Origin of the sequence: Streptococcus gallinaceus, assembly GCF_024170225.1 — a bacterium.
In the GTDB taxonomy this organism is placed as follows: Bacteria; Bacillota; Bacilli; order Lactobacillales; family Streptococcaceae; genus Streptococcus; species Streptococcus gallinaceus.
Map to the genome: position 1 here is coordinate 141935 of NZ_JALJXU010000001.1, position 16003 is coordinate 157937.

At 43.2% G+C, this 16003-nt stretch carries 17 protein-coding genes; 9 read left to right on the forward strand and 8 right to left on the reverse strand.

Annotated elements, in window-relative coordinates:
- Positions 1–31: 31 nt before the first annotated feature.
- The 3 genes from arcC to J2T50_RS00750 all read left to right on the forward strand — a co-directional run bounded on the left by arcC (position 32) and on the right by J2T50_RS00750 (position 4017).
- Positions 32–979 carry a carbamate kinase gene (gene arcC, locus J2T50_RS00740; RefSeq protein ID WP_253362663.1) on the forward strand — a complete coding sequence of 316 codons (948 nt, stop codon included), beginning with the start codon at positions 32–34 and terminating at the stop codon, positions 977–979.
- A 165-nt stretch (positions 980–1144) separates the two neighbouring features.
- The gene (locus J2T50_RS00745; RefSeq protein ID WP_253362665.1) at positions 1145–2644 is read left to right on the forward strand and encodes a YfcC family protein; all 1500 of its coding nucleotides are present in this window, start codon (positions 1145–1147) and stop codon (positions 2642–2644) included.
- A 32-nt stretch (positions 2645–2676) separates the two neighbouring features.
- On the forward strand, positions 2677–4017 hold the full coding sequence (locus J2T50_RS00750; protein WP_253362667.1) for a dipeptidase: 1341 nt from the start codon (positions 2677–2679) through the stop codon (positions 4015–4017).
- A 58-nt stretch (positions 4018–4075) separates the two neighbouring features.
- On the opposite strand, the gene J2T50_RS00755 is transcribed toward J2T50_RS00750, so the two are convergent.
- The 3 genes from J2T50_RS00755 to J2T50_RS00765 are packed head-to-tail and all read right to left on the reverse strand — an operon-like array spanning position 4076 to position 5767.
- Positions 4076–4549, reverse strand: coding sequence for an arginine repressor (locus tag J2T50_RS00755; RefSeq protein ID WP_253362669.1), 474 nt, complete (start codon positions 4547–4549; stop codon positions 4076–4078).
- A gap of 10 nt (positions 4550–4559) precedes the next feature.
- Positions 4560–5588 (reverse strand): tRNA preQ1(34) S-adenosylmethionine ribosyltransferase-isomerase QueA, encoded by a 1029-nt coding sequence (gene queA / locus J2T50_RS00760; RefSeq protein ID WP_253362671.1) that lies wholly within the window; start codon positions 5586–5588, stop codon positions 4560–4562.
- Between the two features lie 8 nt (positions 5589–5596).
- On the reverse strand, positions 5597–5767 hold the full coding sequence (locus tag J2T50_RS00765) for a hypothetical protein (RefSeq protein WP_253362673.1): 171 nt from the start codon (positions 5765–5767) through the stop codon (positions 5597–5599).
- Between the two features lie 104 nt (positions 5768–5871).
- Between J2T50_RS00765 and J2T50_RS00770 the strand changes: the two genes are divergently transcribed.
- Complete coding sequence (locus J2T50_RS00770) at positions 5872–6573, forward strand: glucosamine-6-phosphate deaminase (protein ID WP_253362675.1); 702 nt, start codon at positions 5872–5874, stop codon at positions 6571–6573.
- A 211-nt stretch (positions 6574–6784) separates the two neighbouring features.
- A complete protein-coding gene (locus tag J2T50_RS00775) occupies positions 6785–7507 on the forward strand; it encodes a pseudouridine synthase (protein ID WP_253362677.1) in 723 nt (240 codons plus the stop codon).
- A gap of 21 nt (positions 7508–7528) precedes the next feature.
- Here J2T50_RS00775 and J2T50_RS00780 read toward each other — a convergent pair whose 3' ends face one another.
- From J2T50_RS00780 to J2T50_RS00800, 5 genes are all read right to left on the reverse strand, one after another.
- On the reverse strand, positions 7529–8530 hold the full coding sequence (locus J2T50_RS00780; protein WP_253362679.1) for a FecCD family ABC transporter permease: 1002 nt from the start codon (positions 8528–8530) through the stop codon (positions 7529–7531).
- Entirely contained in the window at positions 8527–9546 is a 1020-nt protein-coding gene (locus tag J2T50_RS00785) for a FecCD family ABC transporter permease (RefSeq protein WP_253362681.1), read from the reverse strand. The genes J2T50_RS00780 and J2T50_RS00785 overlap by 4 nt, the downstream gene beginning before the upstream one ends.
- A gap of 24 nt (positions 9547–9570) precedes the next feature.
- A complete protein-coding gene (locus J2T50_RS00790) occupies positions 9571–10503 on the reverse strand; it encodes an iron-hydroxamate ABC transporter substrate-binding protein (RefSeq protein WP_253362683.1) in 933 nt (310 codons plus the stop codon).
- Between the two features lie 17 nt (positions 10504–10520).
- Positions 10521–11306: an ABC transporter ATP-binding protein gene (locus tag J2T50_RS00795; RefSeq protein WP_253362685.1), complete on the reverse strand. Its 786-nt coding sequence runs from the start codon at positions 11304–11306 to the stop codon at positions 10521–10523.
- 104 nt (positions 11307–11410) lie between these two features.
- A complete protein-coding gene (locus J2T50_RS00800) occupies positions 11411–12859 on the reverse strand; it encodes a UDP-N-acetylmuramoyl-L-alanyl-D-glutamate--L-lysine ligase (protein WP_253362687.1) in 1449 nt (482 codons plus the stop codon).
- Between the two features lie 150 nt (positions 12860–13009).
- Between J2T50_RS00800 and J2T50_RS00805 the strand changes: the two genes are divergently transcribed.
- From J2T50_RS00805 to J2T50_RS00820, 4 genes are all read left to right on the forward strand, one after another.
- Complete coding sequence (locus J2T50_RS00805) at positions 13010–13276, forward strand: YiaA/YiaB family inner membrane protein (RefSeq protein ID WP_253362689.1); 267 nt, start codon at positions 13010–13012, stop codon at positions 13274–13276.
- Positions 13277–13361: 85 nt separating this feature from the next.
- Positions 13362–13616: a hypothetical protein gene (locus tag J2T50_RS00810; RefSeq protein WP_253362691.1), complete on the forward strand. Its 255-nt coding sequence runs from the start codon at positions 13362–13364 to the stop codon at positions 13614–13616.
- 119 nt (positions 13617–13735) lie between these two features.
- Entirely contained in the window at positions 13736–14827 is a 1092-nt protein-coding gene (locus tag J2T50_RS00815; RefSeq protein WP_253362693.1) for a cystathionine gamma-synthase, read from the forward strand.
- 1 nt (position 14828) lies between these two features.
- Positions 14829–15992, forward strand: a complete 1164-nt coding sequence (locus J2T50_RS00820; protein ID WP_253362695.1) for a MalY/PatB family protein — start codon at positions 14829–14831, stop codon at positions 15990–15992.
- The last annotated feature ends 11 nt before the right edge of the window (positions 15993–16003 follow it).

Sequence of the window (16003 nt, forward strand, 5' to 3'; positions counted from 1 at the left end):
CTATTCTATTATCAGAGAAAAAGGAGAAGCTATGACAAATCGTAAAATCGTAGTGGCCTTGGGAGGGAATGCAATCCTCTCCTCAGACCCATCAGCAAAAGCTCAAAAAGAAGCCTTGGTTCAAACAGCCAAGCACCTGGTGAAACTGATAAAAAATGGAGATGAGCTCATCATCACCCATGGAAATGGACCGCAAGTTGGTAACTTATTACTGCAAAATTTGGCGGCGGATTCCATTAAAAATCCTGCCTTTCCATTGGATTCACTTGTTGCCATGACAGAGGGCTCTATCGGATTTTGGCTACAAAATGCTCTCGAAAACGAATTGGCCAAGGAAGGGATTGAAAAAGAAGTGGTCTCTCTTGTGACACAGGTGGTTGTGGACAAGGATGACCCAGCTTTTGAAAATTTGACCAAACCAATCGGCCCATTCTACACAGAAGCAGAGGCAAAAGCTGAAGCTGAAAAGACGGGAGCCACTTTCAAAGAAGATGCTGGTCGTGGCTGGCGCAAGGTTGTTGCCTCACCTAAACCAATTGGTATCAAAGAAATCACAACCATTCGCACACTGTTGAATGCGGGCGAAGTGGTGGTTGCGGCTGGCGGTGGCGGTATCCCAGTCGTTAAAGAGGCTGATGGGACCTTGACAGGCGTTGAAGCCGTTATTGATAAGGACTTTGCTTCCCAATGCTTGGCTGAATTGGTGGATGCAGATCTCTTTATCGTCTTGACCGGTGTGGATTATGTCTTTGTCAACTTTAACAAACCAAACCAAGAGAAATTGGAACGGGTAACGGTAGCTGAATTGGAAGAATACATTGGACAAAACCAATTTGCACCAGGCTCAATGCTACCAAAAATTCAAGCTGCCATGGCTTTTGTCAATCACAAGCCTGAATCACAAGCCGTTATCACATCGCTTGAAAATCTCGGTGCCTTGATTGAGTCAGAAAGCGGCACGATTATTTCAAAAGGATAGATTGAAAAGGGAGCTGGAAATCAACTCGGAGCTCCCTTTAGGACAAGAGTTTTTGTAAACGGTTACAAAAACATCAAGTGCTTTCTGTCGGAAGAGCACAAGCTACAAATCAATCGGAGAAAAGTCCGATCTGGACACGCATATATTATTTAGGAGGTTAATGACATGGCTCAAAAAGAGAAAAAAGGCTTTAGGATGCCTTCATCTTTCACTGTTTTGTTCATCATCATCGCCATTATGGCTGTCATGACTTGGCTGATTCCAGCAGGCCAGTACAAGACGGATGACGCTGGAAATTTGATTGCTGGAACTTATCAACGCATTGCTTCAAGCAAGCAAGGACTCTATGACATTTTTATGGCGTCAGTCCGTGGGATGATTGGGACCAGCAAGACATCAGGGGCAATTGAAGTTTCTTTCTTTATCCTGATGGTTGGTGGTTTTCTCGGTGTCGTTACAGAAACGGGTGCTTTAGATACAGGGATTGCGGCGGTTGTTAAAAAATACAAAGGCCGCGAAAAGATGTTGATTCCTGTTCTCATGCTCTTGTTTGCCCTCGGTGGTTCCACATACGGCATGGGTGAAGAAACAATGGCTTTCTATCCTCTGATTATCCCTGTTATGTTAGCCGTTGGATTTGACACCATAACTGCGGTGTCTATTGTCCTGATTGGTTCACAAATTGGTTGCTTGGCCTCAACGGTCAATCCATTTGCGACGGGGGTAGCGTCAGATGCTGCCGGAATCGGACTTGCTGATGGGATTATTTGGCGCTTGGTATTTTTCGTTGTCATGTACGGTATCTCAGTTATGTATGTTTACCGCTATGCAGGAAAAATTGAGCACAATCCTGAAAAATCCTATGTTTTTGCAAAACGAGACGAAGACCTTGCTTATTTCAAATTAAGAACCGAAGACAATGCGACTCTAAGTGGCAAACAAAAAGGAGTGCTCTGGATTTTTGCAGCAACCTTTATCATCATGGTGATTAGCTTGATTCCATGGGCAGATTTGAACAAACATTTTACCTTATTTACAAGTCTGAATGATGCTCTTCAAAACATTCCTGTATTGGGTGTCGTATTTGGGAAAACAGCTGCCTTGGGAACTTGGTACTTCCAAGAAATCACCATGCTTTTCTTCATGATGGCGATTTTGATTGGTATTGTCTACGGTATTTCAGAATCTCGCTTTATCCAAGTGTTTATGAACGGGGTAGCAGACTTGCTCAGCGTTGCCTTGATTTGTGCTGTTGCGCGTGGTATTCAAGTTGTTATGAACGATGGTGCCATCACTGCGACCATTCTTCACTGGGGCGAAGAAGGCTTGAAAGGTCTCTCTTCACAACTCTTCATCGTCTTGACCTACATTTTCTACTTGCCAATGTCCTTCTTAATTCCATCCACATCTGGTCTAGCAGGAGCGACCATGGGTATTATGGCCCCTTTGGGCGAATTTGCAAAAGTTCCAGCTCATTTGGTTGTCACAGCCTTCCAATCAGCTTCAGGTTTGCTCAATCTAGTGACACCAACTTCTGGTATCGTAATGGGAGCACTTGCCCTCGGACGTATTGAAATTGGTACATGGTGGAAATACATTGCTAAGTTGATTGTGCTTGTTTTCCTTGCAAGTATCGCTATCTTGGTCATTGCAACCTTCTTCTAAACGTTTTATAATGAAAAGAAGAAAGGAGTTCTATGAAGACATTTATTACAGAAAGTCATCGGGCAGAGGTGCTTGCAGCAATCAAAGACATTGTTGCCATTCCATCTGTCTGTCATGAAGGAGAAAATGGTACTCCCTTTGGTCAAGCTATTCAAGACGCCTTGGAACACACCTTGGAGTTGACAAGGGGGCTGGGCTACAAGACCTACCTTGATCCGCAAGGCTATTATGGCTATGCAGACTTGGGAGAGGGTGAGGAGACACTTGCGATTCTCTGCCATTTGGATGTTGTTCCTGCAGGGGATTTGGAGAAATGGGTTTCTCCTCCTTTTGAAGCAGACGTTCGAGATGGCAAACTTTACGGCCGTGGTGTGCAAGATGACAAGGGTCCAACCATGCTGGCTCTCTATGCAGTCAAAGCCTTGGTCGAAGCAGGAGTTATCTTCCATAAACGCATTCGCTTTATATTTGGCACAGATGAAGAAACGCTCTGGCGTTGCCTCCATCGTTACAATGAACTGGAAGAAGCTGCCACAATGGGCTTCGCACCAGATTCATCATTCCCATTGACCTATGCCGAAAAAGGCTTACTTCAAGCGACATTACGAGGTCCAGAAGCCAAAGATCTTAGCTTAGAAGCTGGTCAAACCTACAATGTCGTACCAGCCAAGGCTAGTTACAGCGGTCCGTGGTTAGATACTGTCCTAGCCGAATTGGATAAGCTTGGCTTTGACTATGAAAAAACAGCCGACTCGGTGACTGTTTTGGGTCTGGCCAAACATTCCAAGGATGCAGGTGAAGGGGTGAATGCGATCGTTCGCCTAGCTAAGGCTCTTCTTTCAGTGACAGATCATCCGGCGATTCGGTTTATAGCAGAAGCAGTTGGAGAAGATGCGACAGGAGCTAGTTTATTCGGCTTGGTTGAAGACCAACCGTCTGGAAAACTCAGCTTTAATATTGCAAGTCTTAGTTTGACAGAAGACTATTCCGAGATCCGACTGGATATCCGAATTCCTGTTTTGGCAGACAAGGAATCCTTGGTTCGGACATTGTCTGAAAAAGCGACGGACTTCCAGCTGACCTACGAGGAATTTGACTATCTGCCATCGCTTTATGTTCCGCTAGATAGCCCCTTGGTCTCTACGCTGATGGCTGTTTACCGAGAAAAAACAGGAGATATGACCCCTGCTCAATCATCCGGTGGAGCAACATTTGCACGAACCATGTCAAACTGTGTCGCCTTCGGGGCCTGTTTCCCAACGACACCACAGACTGAGCATCAAGAAAATGAACATGCCCCACTAGAAGACTTGTATCGAGCTATGGATATCTATGCAGAAGCCATTTATCGCCTAGCAGGAAATCCATTATAATCCAGCTCCTTCTTTCTCTTGAAAAGGCCCTAGGCTTTACCTAGGGTCTTTTCACATATTATCGATTGCTAAAAAAGAATGGAGGTGTGTATTCTTTTAATTTTTCAAAGCAGGCTTGGGCAGTGTCATTGTCCTCGCAGACAATCAAACACACGTCATCTCCACAAACGGTTGCGACAACCTCTGTCAATTCCATGGCATCTAAGATGGAGCCAAAGGATTGGGCAAGACCGGGCAAGGTCTTGAGGACAACCTGGTGTTGGACTGGACGGAGCATGACTAGGGCGTCTTCCATGTAAAAACGCAGACGTTTTTCCCAACGAGCGGGAGCAATGCTGTTAATGACATAATAGGAAGTATCGTCTTCGTTGATTTTGACAAGATTGAGAAGTTTGATATCGCGTGATAGGGTGGATTGGGTCACAGAGATACCGTTTAACTCGAGCAAATCTTGTAACTCTTGTTGGGTATGAATTTTCTTTTCCGATACCAAGGAGCGAATGACCTGATGGCGGCTTTCAATTTTATTCATAGAAAATCTCCTATTTGACGAACATGGCATCACCAAAGCTAAAGAAGCGATAGTGTTCTTCGACAGCGTGTTTGTAGGCATCTAGGACAAATTCACGCCCGGAAAATGCAGATACTAGCATGACAAGGGTTGATTTTGGAAGATGGAAATTGGTTGAAAAAGCATCCACGACCTTGAATTGATAGCCTGGTTTGATGAAGATATTGGTCCAACCGGAGTCAGCCTGCAATTGTCCGTCAAATTTATTTCCAATGGTTTCAAGAGTGCGGATTGAAGTCGTACCGACAGCGATTACACGACCACCATTGGCCTTGACTTGATTCAAAGTATCTGCAGCCTCTTGACTAAGATTGTAAAATTCAGAGTGCATTTCGTGTTCATCGAGTTTATCCACAGAGACAGGACGGAAAGTTCCTAGCCCGACATGGAGTGTCAAGTAGACTAGTTTGACACCCTTGGCTTCAATTTTTTTCAGTAATTCTTTTGTGAAATGCAAGCCGGCAGTCGGTGCAGCAGCAGAGCCATTTTCTTTGGCATAGACTGTCTGGTAGCGTTCCTTGTCTTCCAATTTTTCATGGATATATGGCGGAAGCGGCATTTCTCCCAAACTTTCCAGCACTTCTAGGAAGATACCTTCATAGTGAAATTCGACGATGCGGCCACCATGTTCTAATTCCTCGACGATAGTGGCAGTGAGGCGACCATCTCCGAAAGAGACCTTGGTTCCTACTTTTAGGCGTTTGGCAGGCTTGGCCAAAACTTCCCACTGATTACCTCCCTTGTCTTTCAAAAGAAGAAATTCGACGTGGCCATGTGTATCTGGTTTTTCACCGTAGAGACGAGCAGGGAGAACACGTGTATTATTCATGACCAGCGCATCACCAGCGTGTAACTCATCTAAAATATGGTCAAAATGTGTGTCGGTCATGTCATGAGTTTCGCGGTCAATGACCAATAACTTCGAACTGTCTCGTTGTTCCAAAGGAGTTTGAGCAATCAACTCTTCAGGCAAATAAAAATCAAAATCAGCAGTATTCATAAGTCTCCTTAAGCAAAAATAATCAATAAAAAGTAGAGAATCAGCGCAAGCGGAGCAATCATCAGAAAGCTACCTAGAATGGCTAGGGCATTTCTCCAAGTCTTGTATTGTCTCAAAAAATAGGCGGCCAGACAAAGTGCTGCGCCCCATAAAAAGATAATCAATAATTGTGTAGTCATAAAAACATTATACCATAAAAAAGATTTTGCTTGACAAAAATTGGTATATACCGTATAATGAAATCAGACAATTGGTATATACCAAACAAGCAAAGGAGAGACCCATGAAAGTCATCACAGTAAAAGACCAAGTTGAAGGCGGAAAAGTTGCTTTTGAATTATTGAAAGAAAAATTAGACCAAGGTGCCAAGGTACTAGGATTGGCAACAGGTTCGACACCGATTGAATTTTACAAAGAAATCGTTGCTAGCGATGTCGACCTATCCTCATTGGTATCAGTGAACTTGGATGAATATGTCGGCTTATCAGCGGATGATGAACAGTCCTATGCTTACTTTATGAAGGAAAATCTCTTTGCAGAAAAACCTCTCAAAGTCAGCTATTTGCCAAATGGATTGGCTGAAAATCCAGCAGAAGAAGCACTTCGCTACAATCAAATCCTGGCTGAAAATCCAATTGATTTCCAAATTCTAGGTATTGGACGCAACGGTCATATTGGTTTCAATGAACCTGGGGCTTCATTTGAAGGTGTGACACGTGTGGTTGATTTGACACCGTCTACCATTGCAGCCAACGCACGCTTTTTCCAAGATGAAAATCAAGTTCCTAAACAAGCCTATTCAATGGGAATTGCCAACATCATGGCATCAAAAACGATTGTACTGATGGCTTATGGTGCAGAAAAGGCAGATGCCGTTTATGGCATGGTCAACGGCTCAGTAACCGAAGAACTTCCAGCTTCTATTCTGCAAAAACATGCTGACGTGGTTGTGATTGTCGACCAAGCGGCAGCAGCTAAATTATAAGTCTCCTAGATGATGGACCTGGGACTCAGTCCTAGGTTCTTGATTTTTTGTAATTTTAACAGTTTGACGCAGTGGTTGACTGAATGCTCTTATTCCTTGCTGTGCAAGTAATTTCGACCAATCTAGCCAACTGTGCGGAGGTGGGACGACAAAATTGATTTCTGCGAAATCACGATTTTTGTTCCACTCTTTTTTTTGGTATACTAGTTCTATGCGATTAGATAAGTTATTAGGACTGGCGGGCTTTGGTTCGCGAAATCAAGTCAAGAAATTATTGCATAGTCGGCAAGTTCGGATTGATGGGGAGATTGTTACGGCCATTGATCAGATTGTGGATACGGATTTGCAGGATATCCGAGTGGCGGGGCGACCTGTTGGGGGCTATGGGAGCAAGTATTTTTTGCTACACAAGCCGGCAGGTGTTGTGACGGCCGTGACAGACAAGGAGCACCAGACGGTGGTGGATATGCTAGCGCTTGAAAATCGGGTAGAGGGGATTTATCCCATTGGGCGACTGAATCGGGATACGGAAGGTTTGGTCTTGTTGACCAATAATGGACCGCTGGGTTTTCGGTTACTTCATCCTCAGTACCATATCGAAAAGACCTATTATGTGGAGGTCAATGGTCCTCTAGATGATGATGCTCTTACATTTTTCTTAGCAGGTGTGGAGTTTTTGGACGGGACCAAGTGCAAGCCTGCTCAGCTGGAGATCCTTTCGTCTGGTAGGGAAAAAAGCTGCGCTCATATTCGGATTGCGGAAGGAAAATTTCACCAAGTGAAAAAGATGTTTTTAGCTTACGGTGTCAAGGTGACCTATCTCAAACGAATCCGCTTTGGCGAGTTTGACCTAGGAGATTTGCCTTTAGGACACTATCGCAGCCTAGATGAAGAAGAATTGCAGCACTTAAAAAAATATTTCACGAAAAAATGAACCTGGAGCAATGTCCTAGGTTCATTTTGTTTGTTTCATAAGATAAAGGAAGTAAGGTGCTCCGATGATGGAGACGATGATTCCTGTAGGAATGCCTGTACCGACCAGAAAGACACGACCGATGGTGTCTGAAACGAGGAGAAGTACGATACCTATCAGCATAGAAAATGGTAAGGAAATACGGTGATTGCTTCCCACTAACTTACGCGTAATGTGTCCCGATACTAGACCCACAAAAGTGATATTTCCAACGAGAATTACACTGAGAGCCGCTAGACAGGTTGATAAAAACAAAATGGTAAATCGTTCTCTTGGTAAATTAATACCCAATCCCTGGGCAGCTTGGTCATTGAGATTTAGGATATTTAGTTTTGCACTGAGACTGTAGGTTGCTATCCATAGTAAAACCAGAATAGGGAAAAGAATTGCAATAGTTTGCCAATTGTCGCCAGTGATGCGTCCTGCTAACCAGTTTGCCATATACTCGACCTTATAGCGATCGATATTTCCAACAATTGCTACCATAGTACTAGAGAGCATAGTAGAAACACCAATACCAGCTAAAATCAGTCGATTAGGGCTAATTCCTTCATGCCTTTTGTAGGAAACTAAGTAGACAAAAAGGATAGTCAAACCACCACCTAGTACCGCCAAGAGTGGCATAAAGGCAAGTGTATTAGATTGCAATAAATCTGTAAAGGAAATAATCAAGGCAACCACCATACCAGCACCAGCATTGATTCCTAAAATACCAGAATCAGCTAGTGGATTTCGGGTTAGAGTTTGTAGTAATTGTCCACTAAGAGCTAGAGATGCACCAGCAAGGACACATACGATAATACGTGGCAATCGAATGGTACCGATGATTAGTACGGTAGAAGAAGGTGCTTGCCCCAAAAGAACGTCTAGCACATCTTTAATGCCCAAGCGACTATAACCTAGAGATAGAGAGAGAATAAAGAGAAGAGCGGTTAAGATGATGGCGCCAAGAAAGTATAGCCATAAGTTTTTACCTTTCATCATAATTGTTTCCCCTTTCTAATTAACCAAATAAAGCAAGGTAGTCCAATTAAGCTGATAATCGCGTTGAGTGGCGTTTCGTACGGTGGACGAATTGACCGAGCTAGTAGGTCGACATAGAGGAAGAAACAAGCACCTGCTAGTGCAGAAAGAGGAAGGATTTTCTGGTAATCTTTACTTGTCAATGACCGAATGACATGAGGGATAATCAAGCCAACAAAGGCAACCGACCCTACTAAGGCAACAGCTGCTGATGATAGCAAGAGCACAATTCCTAAAAATAAAAAGGTCATTTTTGTCGTTTTCTGTCCTAAAGCCATAGCGATAGTTTGGTCTAAACTAAGAATGGTTAGTTGATGGGAAAATAGCTGTGCAAGTAGTAAACCAATCAAGATAACTGGAGCGATGAAACCAACCATTTTCCAGTTAGTAGCGATCAGACCACCTGCTTGCCAACCAATCAGAGCATTTGACAGCTGGAAATAAATGGTTAAGGCTTGTCCGATGGCTTGTAATAAAGTGGCTACCATAGCCCCAGCTAAGATGAGTCGAATTTGATTGTAGCCACGAGGGTGATAGGATAGACCAAAAACGAGGACCGCAGCTAGAAAGGAGCCCATGAGGCAAAATAGTAAAATCTGTGAATAATGCAGATGTGAAAATAAGCTATAGCCTACTGCCAGAGCCAATCCTGCACCGGCATTGATTCCCAGCAAACCAGGGTCGGCAATTGAATTGCGTGTAACCCCTTGCATAATGGCCCCTGCAACTGCAAAAGCAGCTCCAACCAGAATAGCCCCTGTTAAGCGAGGGAGTCGCAAGTCTAGGATGATATTCTGTATTTCTGACGTAGCAAAGGGGTGTGTGAGCACCTGCATGACTTGCTGATGCGAATAGGAAACTGCCCCAAAACGGAGGCTGAGATAGATTCCTAGAAAGAGAAGGAGCGTCATAATGAAAAAAACAAGCCAAAAAGGTTTTGGCTTATTGGTATTTTCATTGGCTAATAAATGGCTCATGAAAAATTATCCTTTGAAAAGAGTTTAGTTTTTAGTAGCAAGAATGGCACCACGTAAAGTTTCTAGTTCGTATTCTAGAGTCATTGGATCGTTGAAATAGAAAGCATTGGCATCAACACGAATAACGCGTCCATTTTTAACAGCTGGAAGATTTTTCCATACTTCACTTTCATAGAGGGCTGACCCAGTTTTATCGTCTTCTGCAGCAACGATTAGATAATCTCCAGCATAGTCAGCTACAACTTCTTGAGAAATAGCTAGGTAACCAGTTGGGAAAACTTCTTTCAAAACTTTCTCAGGAGCAGTATAACCGAGATCTTGGTGGATGACTTCTCCGCCACGTCCCCAGTTGTTTCCGAAGAGGTAGATTTCTTTTTCGTAGAGACCCATAACGGTAAAAGTTGCCTTGTCGCCAGTTACAGCTTTGACTTCTTTAGCGACTTTAGCAGTCTTTTCTTTCCATTCTGTCAACCATTTCTTGGCCTTGTCCTCTTGTCCAAAGACTTTTCCCCAGCTGAGAAAAATATCGAGGTGATTTTGTTTTCCGTATTCAACCACGACAGTTGGTGCAATTGCAGCCAATTGTTTCACATTTTCATCTGTCGAACCGACAACGATAACATCTGGTTTAAGTGCTGCAACAGCTTCGAGGTCCTCACTAGAAACCTCGGTTGCTTTACTTAGCTTGTCTTTCAAGACGGGATTTTTCTTATCGTAAGAAGTAGCACCGACAACATTTAAGCCTAATTTCATCAGATGTCCAGTATAGGATGAATTTAAGCTAACGACTTTCTTTGGATTTTCAGGTACTTTGCCATAGTAGCTGAATCCTTCAATTTTCGGCATGCTTGAGATTTGAGTTTCTTCTTTTTTGCTTTCTGGCTTAGAAGAAGTAGAGCAAGCAGCTAGAAAAAGAACTGCGACAAGTAAACTAAAGAATGAAAAAACTTTTTTCATGGTATCTCCTTATATTTTTATTTACAAAGTGAATAAGAGAGCAAGATTGGATAACCTTGCTGATGGGCCTGGACAATCTGCGCATCAATCTTAAAAATATCTCTGAGGATTTCTTGAGTCATGATGGTCTGAGCCGAGCCTTGGTAACGGATAGCTCCCTCTTTCATGGCAATCATATGGTCGGAAAATCGAGCAGAGAGGTTGAGGTCATGTAGGACCATGACAATGGTTTTCCCACTGGTCTGATTAAGTTCTTGGAGCAACTCCAAAACTTCTAACTGATGATTGAGGTCAAGATAAGTAGTTGGCTCATCTAGAAAAATAGTATCCGTGTCTTGGGCTAAAGCCATGGCAATCCAGACGCGTTGCCGTTGTCCGCCAGACAATGAATCAACTGTCAGATCGGCAAATGAACTGATTTGAGTGACTTCAAGAGCCCAGGCGATTTTCTCGCGATCTTCTGGAGAGAGATGTCCCAGTCCATTTTGGTGGGGAAAGCGTCCGTAGGAAACCAGTTCATAGACGGTAATTCCTTCAGTTGCTTCGAGAACCTGAGGAAGAAGGGCAAGCTTTTTAGCCACTGCCTTGGTAGGGAGTTTGGCAATAGCTTCTCCATCCAGATAAATTCCGCCTTTTTTGATAGGCAAAATCCGAGTCAAAGCCTTTAAGAGCGTTGACTTGCCACAGCCATTTGCTCCGACGATGGTGGTAATTTTTCCTTGTGGGATACTGGTAGACAAGTCATCGATGATAATCTTGTCTTCGTAGGCAATTTGAATTGCCTGAGCCTGAATGTGTGACAAACCGAACCTCCACTTTCTACTAGAATAGTATAGCCTAGTTTTTTTAATTTATCAATAGTTTTCTGACAATTTGGCGAAAATTAAAACAGGTTTTTGACACCTGTTTAAAGATATTTTTTAGCAATTTCCAAGTCACCGATGTAAGACGCATCCTTTTTGCCAGCGACAATCTGATAGGCATCTGCCCCTTTTCCAGCGATAATAACAGCATCGCGGTCTTCTTTCGTTCCCGCCATAGCTTTTCGGATAGCTGCTTCACGATTGATGATGACCTCGTAAGGTCTAGTCATGTGGCTGGCAATTTCTTGGCAGATGGCAGCAGGGTCTTCGAAGTTTGGATCGTCTGCGGTCAAAATCACTTGCACAGCCGGATAGTGGTTGAGCAGAAGTCCGAAGTCCTTGCGTCGGCTTTCCCCCTTGTTACCAGGAGCTCCGATGAGAAGGGTGATGGTTCCTGTCTGGTGTTCCAGTACGACGTCAAGCAGTTTTTGTAAGCTGTCTCCGTTATGAGCGTAGTCGACAAAGACCTTAGCGCCATTTGTTTGAGTCAGAACCTCCATGCGTCCGGGAACGCTAGTTTCAGCGATTCCTTTTTGGATGTCCTCTTTACTTGCACCCAGACGAAGGCAAGCTAGGCCAGCTGCAATGGCGTTTTCTTGGTTGAATTTACCGATGAGCTGGATAGAGTAGTGTCCGGCAAGTTGGCCTGAAAGGTCGAAGTTGAAAGCCTGTGACTGGGTAATTTGATTTTCAGAATCTGGTCCATAAAAATCATGCAGAATCAGACTCACCTGCTCCTTGACCACTTGAAAATGATCCATACCGCTATTGACGACAACAGCTCGGCTATTTTCCATCAGCAAGCGCTTGTGGTAAAAGTAGTCTTCAAAGGTCGGATGCTCAATCGGTCCAATATGGTCTGGGCTGATATTCAGAAATACTCCGACATCAAATATTAGGCCGTATACTCGGTCAACCAGAAATGCTTGGCTGGATACTTCCATGATGAGGTGGCTCATCCCATTTTCCACAGCCTGGGCCATCATCCGAAACAAGTCCAAACTTTCAGGAGTTGTCAGTTGGGACTTGAAGAAGGTTTGGCCATCCAAGGTTGTATTCATGGTAGAAAACATAGCTGGTTTGTGGCTTTGTTTTAAGATATGATAGGCAAAATAGGCTGCCGTCGTTTTCCCTTTGGTACCTGTAAAGGCAAGGATTTTCAGCTTATCATGAGGATGGTCGTAAAATTCCATGGCCAGCAAGCTCATGGCTTTTTTGATATCCGTGACAAGAATGGCAGGAATCCCTACTTGGTAATCTTGCTCTGCCACATAAAAACGTAAGCCATTTTCTATAGCCTGCTCTAAAAATTCTTTTTTGAAGGCGGCACCTTTGACAAAGAAAAGTGTCTCTGCATCCGCGTCTCGGCTGTCATAGCTGATTTTGGAAAAAGCTAGATTTTCCCACTCAAAATAGTAGTTTCCTTGGTCTAAAATTTCTCGGAAGTTCTTATCTTTTTTGAGTACAGCAAGTACTTGTTCAATACGGATCATGATATCTATTCCTTTTCGTCGTTTTGCTTATTATATCATAGTAGTAGCAAGATGGCTAATGTCACCGTCGAATCCGATGTAACAAGCAGTCTATTGTGGCTCAACAAGGAGTATGATACGATAGGGACACTAAATAAAGGAGTTCTGAAAATGAATAAAATGAAAAAGAAAGTTTACCGCAACACACCTGCCTTTACTACCATGGCCTGGGGATCATTTATCTTCTTTGTTGCCTTGATTTTGATTGGCTTGTATACGCTGAAAGAACCTTTGATGGTAAAAGGTTATTATTTGATGGGGGCTGTTGGTTTGATTTCCTCTTCATTTACAGTTTCAAAAGTGGTTCGCGACAACCAAGAAGATGAAGAAAACTATAGCAAGTGGCTCCATGAAGCTGGTGTTAAGGACGAAGATTAGATTGTTAGCGAGAGGGCGGTGACTGACTCTCCTCTTTTTATTTTTGTAAATTTGATATAATATAGAAAAACAAATCGAGGAATGTATGAAAGTTACAATCAATAAAAAATGGTACAAGTCCTGGTATTTTTACCAAGCCGTGTTTAATTCAGTTGTTTTTGGTTCGTTATTTTGGCATCGAGCCGTACTTGGGAAATGTTTAGTGCTTTTGCTGGTCTTACCGATTTTTGGTCTTGCTCTTTTCAATGATAAAAATCAAATCAAAGAAGACAAAAAGGTGCTTCTTGTCGCTCTGCTCACCCTTTTGGTATCAGTTTTGTTTGTCTGGCTGATGCTGTAATCAATAGAATTATAGCCTTTCTTTATGAGGTGCTTTTAATATTTATATGTGGGAATAGGGGCTGAAATAGATAATAGAAGTGCTACAATGGTAGATAAGTAAATCAAGGGGAGATATGTATGACAGATTTTAAAGTAGATACCATTTTAGCTCACGCAGGGATTAACGCTGATGAGAAGACCGGTGCCCTCATTTCGCCCATTTATCTTTCAACAACCTACCAACATCCTGAGTTTGGTAAATCAACTGGATTTGACTATACACGTACGAAAAATCCGACACGCTTGATTTTGGAGAAGACTTTGGCGGCTATTGAAAAGGCAGACTATGCCTTGGTGACAAGTTCGGGAATGTCTGCTCTGGTCTTGCTGTTTAGTGGATTTCCAGTTGGAAGTAAGGTAGTAGCTGCGCGTGACTTGTACGGTGGCTCCTTCCGTTGGTTCAATGAGCAGGAAGCCAATGGACGCTTCGAATTTACCTATACCAATACCGAAGAAGAAATGATTGCGGCGATTTCAGAAGAAACAGACTATGTTTACATTGAAACACCGACAAATCCTCTGATGATTGAGTTTGATATTGAAAAAATTGCCAAACTAGCCCATGTACATGGAGCAAAAGTTATCGTGGACAATACTTTCTACAGTCCAATTTATCAAAATCCAATCCCGCTAGGCGCAGATGTGGTGCTACATTCAGCGACCAAGTACCTATCAGGTCATAATGATGTCTTGGCAGGAGTTTTGGTGACTAGCGACCAAGCCATCTACGAGAAACTCTTCTACGACCAAAATACCACTGGACCAACCTTGTCACCGATTGATTCCTACCTTTTGATGCGTGGTCTCAAGACCTTGTCACTTCGTATGGAGCGCTCGACTAGCAATGCCCAAAAGGTTGTAGATTACTTGCAATCATCACCAGCTGTGAAGGAAGTTCTTTACACTGGAAAAGGAGGCATGATTTCCCTCAAAGTGAAAGACCAGGGCAGAATTGGTCATATTCTAAATCATCTGCAAGTCTTTACTTTTGCAGAAAGTTTGGGCGGTGTAGAAAGTCTGATTACCTACCCAGCGACACAGACACATGCAGATATTCCAGCCGAAGTGCGTCATTCCTATGGTTTGACAGATGACTTGCTTCGCCTATCTATCGGTATCGAAGATGTAGAAGACTTGATTGCAGACTTGAAGCAAGCCTTGGAGGGCTAATATGACACAGTATGATTTTACGACGCGGCCCAATCGTTTAGGCCAACACAGTGAAAAATGGCGGAAAACGGAAGGAAATCCAGACCTGTTGCAGATGTGGATTGCGGACATGGACTTTTTGCCCTTGCCAGAAGTCAAGCAAGCCTTAGTTGACTACGCTAGCCAGCATGTCTTTGGCTATCCCTATGCTAGTGATAGCTTGTACCAAGCTATCTTAGACTGGGAGGAAGCGGAACATGGATACGAGGTTACTCGAGACGATGTAGTTTTGATCGAGGGAGTTGTGCCAGCTATCTCGGTAGCTATTCAAGCTTTTACCCAAGTCGGGGATGCCGTAGCAATCAACACGCCAGTTTATCCACCTTTTGCACGTTCGGTTAAGTTGAACAATCGTAAATTAGTTGCCAATTCTCTTCTTGAAAAGAATGGACATTTCGAGATAGACTTTGATCAATTAGAAAAAGACTTTGTGGAGCATGATGTCAATCTCTATATCCTCTGCAGTCCCCACAATCCTGGTGGTCGTGTCTGGTCTGTTGAGGAGTTGGAAAAGATTGGACAGCTCTGCCAAAAACATGGAGTTCTTCTCGTATCGGACGAAATTCATCAAGATTTGGCCTTGTTTGGCAATAAACACCATAGTTTTAATACCCTTCAACCGTCTTATAAGGACTTTACCATTGTCCTTGCATCTGCAACAAAGACCTTTAATATTGCTGGAACAAAAAATAGCTTTGCCATTATTGAAAATCCAGATTTGCGCAAGCAATTTACCCGTCAGCAGTTGGCCAACAATCAACACGAAGTACCAACTGTTGGCTTGATTACAATGGAAGTGGCCCTGCGTTCTGGTAAGCCGTGGTTGGAAGAATTGAAGACGGTTTTGGAAGAAAACGTTAACTATACAGTTGATTATCTGGAAAATCACACCAAAATTAAGGTCATGAAACCAGAAGGAACTTACTTGATCTGGCTTGATTTTTCAGCCTATGGCTTATCTAATGAAGCCATTCAAGAAAAATTGCTGACAGAGGCAAAAGTGGTTCTGAATAATGGACTGGCTTTTGGTACAGAAGGAAAATATTTTGCCCGTTTTAACGCAGCGACAACCTTTGACACTGTCAAAGAAGGTTGTCGTCGGATTGCCGTGGCCTTTGAAAAATGAAAAAAGGATTA